Below are 7,694 nucleotides of genomic sequence, written 5' to 3' on the forward strand. Positions count from 1 at the left end.
CCGGTTCGGGTTCGGCCTCCGGTTCGGGTGCCATGGCGGGTGCGTTGTCCAGCACGTCGAGGCTGAGTTCGAGCGGTGGCCCGGCTGTGCCGGCTTCGCCGGCCGGGGGGGCGCTGTCGAGGCTGGCGCGTGCCAGATCCGGCAGGGGAAAATCGGTGGTGCGTTCCTGCGCCGGGGCGGCAGGGCTTTCCGGAACGGGTGCGGCAGCGGGCGGCGGGACGGCGGATGCTTCCGGTGTTTCTTTCACGCCGCGGAGTTGTTCGGCCAGGCGTATCAGCGGGGTGGGGTCGGGCATCAGCCCGTCGCCGCTGGAGAGGTGTTCCACCCAGACACTGAAGACCTGGTGGGTGAGGGCGAGCATCTCCAGCAGTTCCGGCGTGACTTCCAGTTCCTGGCGCAGCCACTGGTTGAGCGTCTGTTCCACGGCCCAGGCGGTTTCGCCGAGGTCCTTGAGCCCCACCATGCGACCGCTGCCTTTCAGGGTGTGGGTGGAGCGGCGGATGGTGGTCAGGGTGTCCACATCGTGGGGTTGCCGGCGCAGGATGGCCAGATTGCTGGCGATGGTGGCAAGCACTTCCCGGGCTTCTTCCAGGAAGATTTCCAGGAGTTCGGCATCGAGCTCGTCGGTGCTGGCCTGGGCGAGCTGCAAGGTTTCGGCGGAGGGGGCCGGGGTTGCGGGCTGGGCGCCGATCGGGGCCAGGGCTTCAGCAATGGCCTGCATCTGCGGTGCTTCTTCGCCCGGCTTCCTGGCCAGGGCAAAAAGGGCGGCCTTGGCCTGGGCCAGCAGGGCCTGGTCTGCCACCAGGTCGGCATCCTTCTGCAGGGCCTGGAGGTGGGCCTGCAGGTCGTCGCGCAGGGCCGGGTCGTCCGGCGCGGCATGGAGGGCTTCGAGCAGGGCCTGAGTTTCGGCCTTGAGCCGATTCAGCTGGCTTTCGACCGAGGCGCCGGGGGGTTCGGTGGTTTCTTCGGAGCTGGCCTCCGCCATTTCCCCGGTCGGGGCGGATTTGCCCTGGAGATTGTCGAGGAAGGACTGGAAGTCGGTGTTGCCATGCTGCAGGGCGTCGACGAAGAAACCGAGGGTGGAGAGTTGCTGGGCCACGGTTTCGAAAGCACCTGCTTCGGGTTCGCTGCCGGCCTGGGCGAAACGGAGAATCTGCCGTTCGCAGTCCCGCAGGTAGGCCACGGCGGCGTCTTGTCCGAGGATGGTGAGGGCGCCGGCAATCTGGCGCAAGGGGCTTTCGAGGGCGCCGCTGTCCGGGCGTTTGCTGGTGTCGCGGAAGTAAACGTCGAGGGTCTGTTCGATCTGGGCGAGATTGCTCTGGATTTCCCGGGCGACCTGGGCCATGAGCAGGCGTTCCTGGGCGCGGCGGGACATTTCATCGAGCAGGGGAATGTCGCTGTCCTGGGGAATCTGCCCTGCCATGCAGGTCTGCAGGCGTTTGACCATCAGGTCGACCTGCTGGGCGAAGTCCTGACCCAGGCGGGCGTAGTTTTCCAGGGCGGTCTGGATCAGCAGCAGGGCGGTGGCGATTTCCATCGCCACGCCATCGGATTGGCGCGAGGGTTGCTGGGCCAGCCAGTCGGCAGCGGCGTTCAGGGCCTGGGCGAGACGGTTGAGTTCGGCATTTTCCAGCTCGGTGGCGAACTGGGCGCTGTGGTGGGTCTGCTCCACGAAGGCGGTCAGGGCCGAGGCGCTGCCCGAGCAGAAGCGGTTCCACTGTTCTTCGGCGGTGGCAATCGTTTCCCGCAGGCGACGCAGGGTGGCTTCATGCGGGACGCTGGCCCCGGGTTTGCGGCTGTCGCTGCTGGGGATCAGGGTCTTGAGCTGGTAGGTTTGCTGGATTTCCGCCAGCAGCGGGTCGGCCTGGGCCGGGCTGTGGGCGACGAAGAACAGGCAGTCGCGCAGCAGGCGTTCGGCCACGCCGGGGTTGCCTTCCAGCAGGCGGCGGATCTGCAGGTCGATGCGGGCGCACAGGGAGCGCGCGTCACCAGCCTGGCTGGCGCCATGCGCCAAGGCGGTGACCAGGCCCAGGGCGGCCCACCAGAAGGCCCGGGCCGAGGGGGAAGCCTGGGTGGCTTCGATGCGGCGCAGGGCTTCTTGCATCAGGGCCAGGCCTTCGTTACTGGCCGTGCTGCCCTCGGGCTGGCGTAACCAGGCCAGCAGCCCCTTCTGGAAGCGGCTGCGTTCGGAGCGGATCAGTTTCAGCCGTTCTTCCTGGGTCAGGGGAGTTTCGGCTGGACGCTTGGGCGGCCGCAGGTTCAGATCCGGGAAGAACAGGTCGGTGGGGTTGGCTGGACGCTGGCCCAGGGCTGCCGCCAGGGCCTGGTAGGTGGGCAGCAGGCGCAGGGGCTGATCGGGTTCGCCGGCCAGCAGGTTGTCCAGATACTGGCGCAGGGCGGCAAAGGCGTCCTGGATGGTGGCCGGGGCGGCTCCGGGGTTGGGCACTTCGCCGTTTTCCAGGGCCAGCAGCAGGTTTTCCAGCGCGGCGCTGATCTGGGTGATGCCATCCAGGCCTACCATCGATAACGCGCCGTGCACCTGGTGCAGGTGGGTGCGGCAAAACTTGAGCTGGGTGACATCACCTTGTTGCTGGAATTGCTGGAGGGCTTCAGTTGCCCGTTCCAGGGCAAGGTCGATCTCTCCCTTGACCCAGGTCAGAGGTCCCAGGTCGAAGTTCGTGGCTGCATTCATGCGATGGGTTCTCAGCTGACCTTGAAGCCGGCGACCGAACCCTTCAGTTCGGAAGCCAGGGCGGTAAGTTCATCCACGGCCTCGGCGGTGCGGGTGGTACCGGTCGTGGTCTGTTCGGTGATGCGCAGAATGTCCTGCATCAGCCTGGCCACCTGGGTGGCGGACTGGGCCTGCTGCTGGGTGGCGGCGGAAATGTTTTCGATCAGGTCGGCAAGGTCGCGCGACACCTGGCCGATTTCGGCCAGGGCCTGGCCGGCGGCGTCGGAACGCTTGGCGCCTTCCACCACACCCTGGGTGGATTGTTCCATGGCGGACACGGCATCCTGGGTGTCGGTCTGAATGGTCTTGACCAGGGCCGAGATCTGCTTGGTGGCTTCGGCCGAGCGTTCGGCCAGGCGCTGCACTTCTTCTGCCACCACGGTGAAGCCGCGTCCGGCTTCGCCAGCGGAGGCGGCCTGGATGGCGGCATTGAGGGACAGCACATTGGTCTGTTCGGTAATGTCGGAAATCAGTTCCACGATTTCGCCGATTTCCTGGGAGGATTCACCCAGGCGCTTGATCCGCTTCGAGGTTTCCTGGATCTGCTCGCGGATCGCGTTCATGCCGCGAATCGAATCCTGCACGGCGGTGGCGCCCTTCTCGGCGGCTTCCAGAGAGGCGCGGGCCACCTGGGCGGACTGGTTGGCATGACCCGACACGGCATTCATGGATTGGGCCATTTCCAGGGCGGAACTGCCGGCGACGCCAATTTCGGAGCCCTGCTTTTCGGCCGCTTCCAGCAGTTCGGCGGAGGTCCGGCGGGCGATTTCCGTCGCCTGGGTCACCCGGTTGGCGGCGTCGTTGATGCGGCCCACCAGTACCCGCAGTTCTTCGATGGTGTAGTTGATGGAGTCGGCGATGGCGCCGGTGATGTCTTCGGACACGGTCGCGGTCACGGTCAGGTCGCCGTCGGCCAGGTCGCCCAGTTCGTTCATGAGGCGCAAGATGGCCTCCTGGTTCTGGCGGTTGGCGGTTTCGGAAGCCTGGCGCAGGCGCTCGGATTCTTCGGCGCGGCGGCGGGTGTCGTCCAGGTAGATCTTGCCCAGCCAGACGAGCAAAACCACGGCCAGGATGGTGAGGAGGGTGACGCTGAGGATGAACCGGCCGCGGGAACCGTATTCACGCTGGTAGGCGGCGGTCAGCTGGTCCGCTTCGGCCAGGAGGGTGTCGCTGTCGCGGAAAATGCGGACCCCGGCCTGCTTGGCCTGCACCAGCGGTTGCATGTTGCCGAGAATGCCGCCCACCGCCTCGCGGTAGTCGTTGAACACGGCGGCGAGCTGGTCGAGCTTTTCTTTGGTTTCCGGATTGTTGCCGGGGTTGCCCCGCAGGCTCTCCAGGGTGTCCTTGAAGGCGTTGGTGTCCTTGCCCAGCAAGAAGGCGACTTCCGGATTGATGGTGTCGCCACCCAGCATGGCGCTGGCGTTCTTGGCAATGCGCTGGGTCAGCATCACGAGTTGATTGGCGGCCGCAATCTCGTGCGGGTTGGTGGTGGTTTGCAGCTTCAGGGCGGCGACCTGTTCGGAAAGTTCGAGCAGTTCGGGGTTGCGCCCGTCAATGGAGGCCACATTCCTGCCCAGGCCGACCAGGTTCTTTTCCTGGGCGATCAGGGTGGCGGCATCCTTTTCGATCCTGGCCCAGTGCTGGCGCAGGGCATCGAGTTCGGTCCGGACGCTGGCGGGAGAGGCAGGGACTTCGGTGTCGCCGATCTGGCCGCCGAGGGTCAGTTGCTGCAGCAGGTGGGAGAAGGTTTCCCGGGATTCCTTGAGCTGGCTGAAGGCGACGGGATTGCCTTGCAGGGCCAGCGAGGAGGCCTTGGCCAGGCGCTGGGAGAGCATGCGCATTTCACCGGACGCACTCAGGTAGGCGGTGCCGTGGGCGTCACTGCGCAGGTCCTCGAAAACCAGGGTGGCGATGATGACGAGCAGCACCACCAGGCCACCGCCCAGGATCTTCATTTGCTGGATGATGGGCCTGCCCGCCAACAGCCCGCCGCCCTTGCCCGTGATTTTTGTATTTTTGGCCGGCTTGGTCGCACGGCGCGGCGCGGGCTTGACCGGCGGGTGGTCCGGGGAAATGGTCATGTCACTGTCGGGCGCGGGTTTGTTCTTTCCGAAGGACAGTTTGGGCAGGTTCAGCTTGAAGGCCATGTTGATCTCCGTGGTCAGGCCACGATATTCATGAAATTCGGGTCTAAAAGCAGGGCTTTCAGATCCAGTCGATGCCATGTATTTCCCTCCGGGTCCAGGAGGGTGGCGGCGTTCCAGGCGGCAGCCGGGCCAGAAGCGGGGGCGGCTTCAAAATCGGCAGGGTTTTTCAGGCCGAGCAGACGGGAAACCAGCAGGGCTACGTTATTGCCGTGTTTTGCGCCGACCAGCAGCAGGCGCGCGGCAGGACTGTGGGGCGGTGTGGGTTCCTCGCCGATGAAGGCGGGAAAGTCGGTGACGGCATGGAGGTTGCCGCGGATATTGACCAGACCGGCAAAGGCGGGCTTGGTCAAGGGCACGGTAGTGAGCGTTGGCAAGGGAATGATCTCGCCGGATTCGGACAGGTCCAGGAGCCAGCGGCTCTGCCCGGCCTGGATGCCGAGCAAGGATGCGGCGCGGTCACCCTGCGCCACGCCGGAGAGGCGGCGGGACAGGTACTCCTGGAATTCGCGCAGGCTGATGCGTCGTGCCATGGGGGCGTCGATCAGGGCAGCACGGAGATTTTTTGCAGCAACTCTTCCGGGTTGACCGGTTTCACCAGGTAATCCATCGCTCCTTGACGCAGCCCCCAGATCTTGTCGGTTTCCTGCCCTTTGGAGGTGCAGACGATGACGGGAATGTTCTTGGTGACTTCGTCCCGGGTCAGGGTCCGGGTTGCCTGGTAACCGTTGAGGCCGGGCATGACCACGTCCATGATCACCAGGTCCGGCAGCTCGGCCTTGGCCTTGGCGATGCCTTCTTCACCATTTTCGGCGGTAATGACCTGATAGCCGTTTCTGGTGAGCAGGTCGGTGATGAAAAAACGTTCCGTGGGGGAATCGTCTACCACGAGGATTTTTCGAACAGGCATTTACAGCGTCTCCCTAGCTAACATGATTTATTGGACGCCCTGGGGGGCAAAGCTCGCCACCGTCTGCAACAGGCTGTCCTTGGTGAAAGGTTTGGTCAGGTACTGATCCGACCCCACCATCCGGCCCCGGGCCCGGTCGAACAGGCCGTCCTTGGAGGACAGCATGATCACCGGAGTATTCCGGAAGCGGGGGTTCTTCTTGATCAGGGTGCAGGTCTGGTAACCGTCCAGGCGGGGCATCATGATGTCGCAGAAGATGATGTCCGGCTGGTGGTCGGCGATCTTGGCCAGGGCGTCGAAACCATCCTCGGCCAGCACCACCTGGCAGCCGGCCTGGACGAGAAAAATTTCCGCGCTGCGGCGGATGGTGTTGCTGTCATCGATCACCATGACTTTTATGCCGCGCAGGTTTGTGATGTCCGTCAATTCTTTCCCCTCGACCCCGGGTGCCGTGTCATTGTCGTGTCATTGCCGGGTCATTTCAGAACAAAACTTCAGAACAAAGCGAAGTGTAAGCCGGAATGGTTCATGACTGGACCATTTCGAAATCTTCCTTGCGCGCCCCGCACTCCGGACAGGTCCAGCTCATGGGCACCTCGTCCCAGGGTGTTCCCGGGGGGATGCCATCCGCCGGCATGCCAAGCGATTCATCATAGGTCCAGCCACAGAGCAGACAGGTCCAGGTCCTGGCACTGCGTGTCGTCAAATCCATCAGTTCGGACATGGTTCAAGGCGCTTTCGGGTAGAATCGTCGTCAATCTTACCCAATCGTCGTTTCTTTCGCTACATTTCCGCCAGTCTCGGCGGCAAGTTCATGACTCCTATCCTTCCCGTTCCTCCCCTGGTGCTGGTTTTTGCGGCCAGTGATCCGTCCTGTGGCGCCGGTATTCATGCCGACATCCTCACCCTCTCCAGCCTTGGCTGCCACCCTCTGGCGGTGATTACCGCCCTGACCGTGCAAGACACGGTGGGGGTGGAAAGCGTGCACCCCGTGGATTCCGAGACGGTGGAGCGGCAAGCGCGATCCTTGCTGGAGGATATGCCCGTGGCCGCCTTCAAGGTGGGGGTGCTGGGCAGTGTCGAGAACGTGGTGGCGGTGGCGGAGATCGTGGCGGACTATCCCGATATTCCCCTGGTGCTCGATCCGGTGCTGGCTTCGGGCCGGGGCGATGAGTTCGCCAATGAGGATCTCCGTGCCGCCATGAAGGAACTGCTGCTGCCCCAGTGTTCGGTGGTCACTCCCAATACGCTGGAAGGCAGGCGCCTGGTGGAAGAAGACGGGGATGAGGAGGGGGCGCCGGAGGAGGATCTGTCCAGCGTGGCCGCCCGGCTGCTGGCCTATGGTCCCCGCTATGTCTTGCTGACGGGGGCCCACGAGCAGACAAGCCGGGTGACCAATTCCCTCTACGGTGAGGATGGGCTGATACGCCAGGATCATTGGGAGCGCCTGCCGGGCAGTTACCACGGTTCCGGGTGCACCCTGGCATCGGCCATTGCGGCCTGTCTGGCTGGCGGCTACGACATTGGGGAGGCGGTGCGTGAGGCCCAGGAATACACCTGGCAGACCCTGGCCCACGGTTTTCGCCCCGGCATGGGGCAGTTCATTCCAGATCGCCTGTTCTGGGCCCGGGGTGAAGCCGAGTCCTCCCCGGAAGATGGCTGAGCTGCGCCGGCATCCCCCCCTGGCGGGGCTCTATGCCATCACTCCGGACGGCCTGGCGACGCCCGCCCTGCTGACGGCGGTACCGGCCGTGCTGGCGGGCGGCTGCCGCTGGATCCAGTACCGCAACAAGGCGGCCGATCCCGACCTGCGGCGCCGGCAGGCGGCGCTCCTCGGCGCGCTCTGCCGCACCCACGCCGCCGGCTTGATCATCAACGATGATGTGCCGCTCGCCCAGGCGGTCGGGGC

At 64.7% G+C, this 7,694-nt stretch carries 8 protein-coding genes; 2 read left to right on the forward strand and 6 right to left on the reverse strand.

All coding sequences use genetic code 11. The features are described 5' to 3' along the window. The 6 genes from WBH99_RS08300 to WBH99_RS08325 all read right to left on the reverse strand — a co-directional run. A partial coding sequence (locus tag WBH99_RS08300; RefSeq protein ID WP_424219617.1) for an Hpt domain-containing protein occupies positions 1-2,692 on the reverse strand: 2,692 nt, incomplete at its 3' end. Between the two features lie 11 nt (positions 2,693-2,703). Further along, entirely contained in the window at positions 2,704-4,878 is a 2,175-nt protein-coding gene (locus tag WBH99_RS08305; RefSeq protein ID WP_424219618.1) for a methyl-accepting chemotaxis protein, read from the reverse strand. Between the two features lie 14 nt (positions 4,879-4,892). After that, on the reverse strand, positions 4,893-5,408 hold the full coding sequence (locus tag WBH99_RS08310) for a chemotaxis protein CheW (RefSeq protein ID WP_424219619.1): 516 nt from the start codon (positions 5,406-5,408) through the stop codon (positions 4,893-4,895). An 11-nt stretch (positions 5,409-5,419) separates the two neighbouring features. Next, the gene (locus WBH99_RS08315) at positions 5,420-5,785 is read right to left on the reverse strand and encodes a response regulator (RefSeq protein WP_424219620.1); all 366 of its coding nucleotides are present in this window, start codon (positions 5,783-5,785) and stop codon (positions 5,420-5,422) included. A gap of 27 nt (positions 5,786-5,812) precedes the next feature. Next, positions 5,813-6,175, reverse strand: coding sequence for a response regulator (locus WBH99_RS08320; RefSeq protein ID WP_424219623.1), 363 nt, complete (start codon positions 6,173-6,175; stop codon positions 5,813-5,815). Between the two features lie 136 nt (positions 6,176-6,311). Continuing rightward, a complete protein-coding gene (locus WBH99_RS08325) occupies positions 6,312-6,497 on the reverse strand; it encodes a rubredoxin (protein ID WP_424219624.1) in 186 nt (61 codons plus the stop codon). A gap of 102 nt (positions 6,498-6,599) precedes the next feature. Between WBH99_RS08325 and thiD the strand changes: the two genes are divergently transcribed. Further along, positions 6,600-7,448: a bifunctional hydroxymethylpyrimidine kinase/phosphomethylpyrimidine kinase gene (thiD, locus tag WBH99_RS08330; protein ID WP_424219621.1), complete on the forward strand. Its 849-nt coding sequence runs from the start codon at positions 6,600-6,602 to the stop codon at positions 7,446-7,448. Then, a partial coding sequence (locus tag WBH99_RS08335) for a thiamine phosphate synthase (RefSeq protein WP_424219622.1) occupies positions 7,441-7,694 on the forward strand: 254 nt, incomplete at its 3' end. The genes thiD and WBH99_RS08335, both read left to right, overlap by 8 nt.

Source organism: Azovibrio sp., assembly GCF_049658005.1.
GTDB lineage: Bacteria > Pseudomonadota > Gammaproteobacteria > Burkholderiales > Rhodocyclaceae > Azovibrio.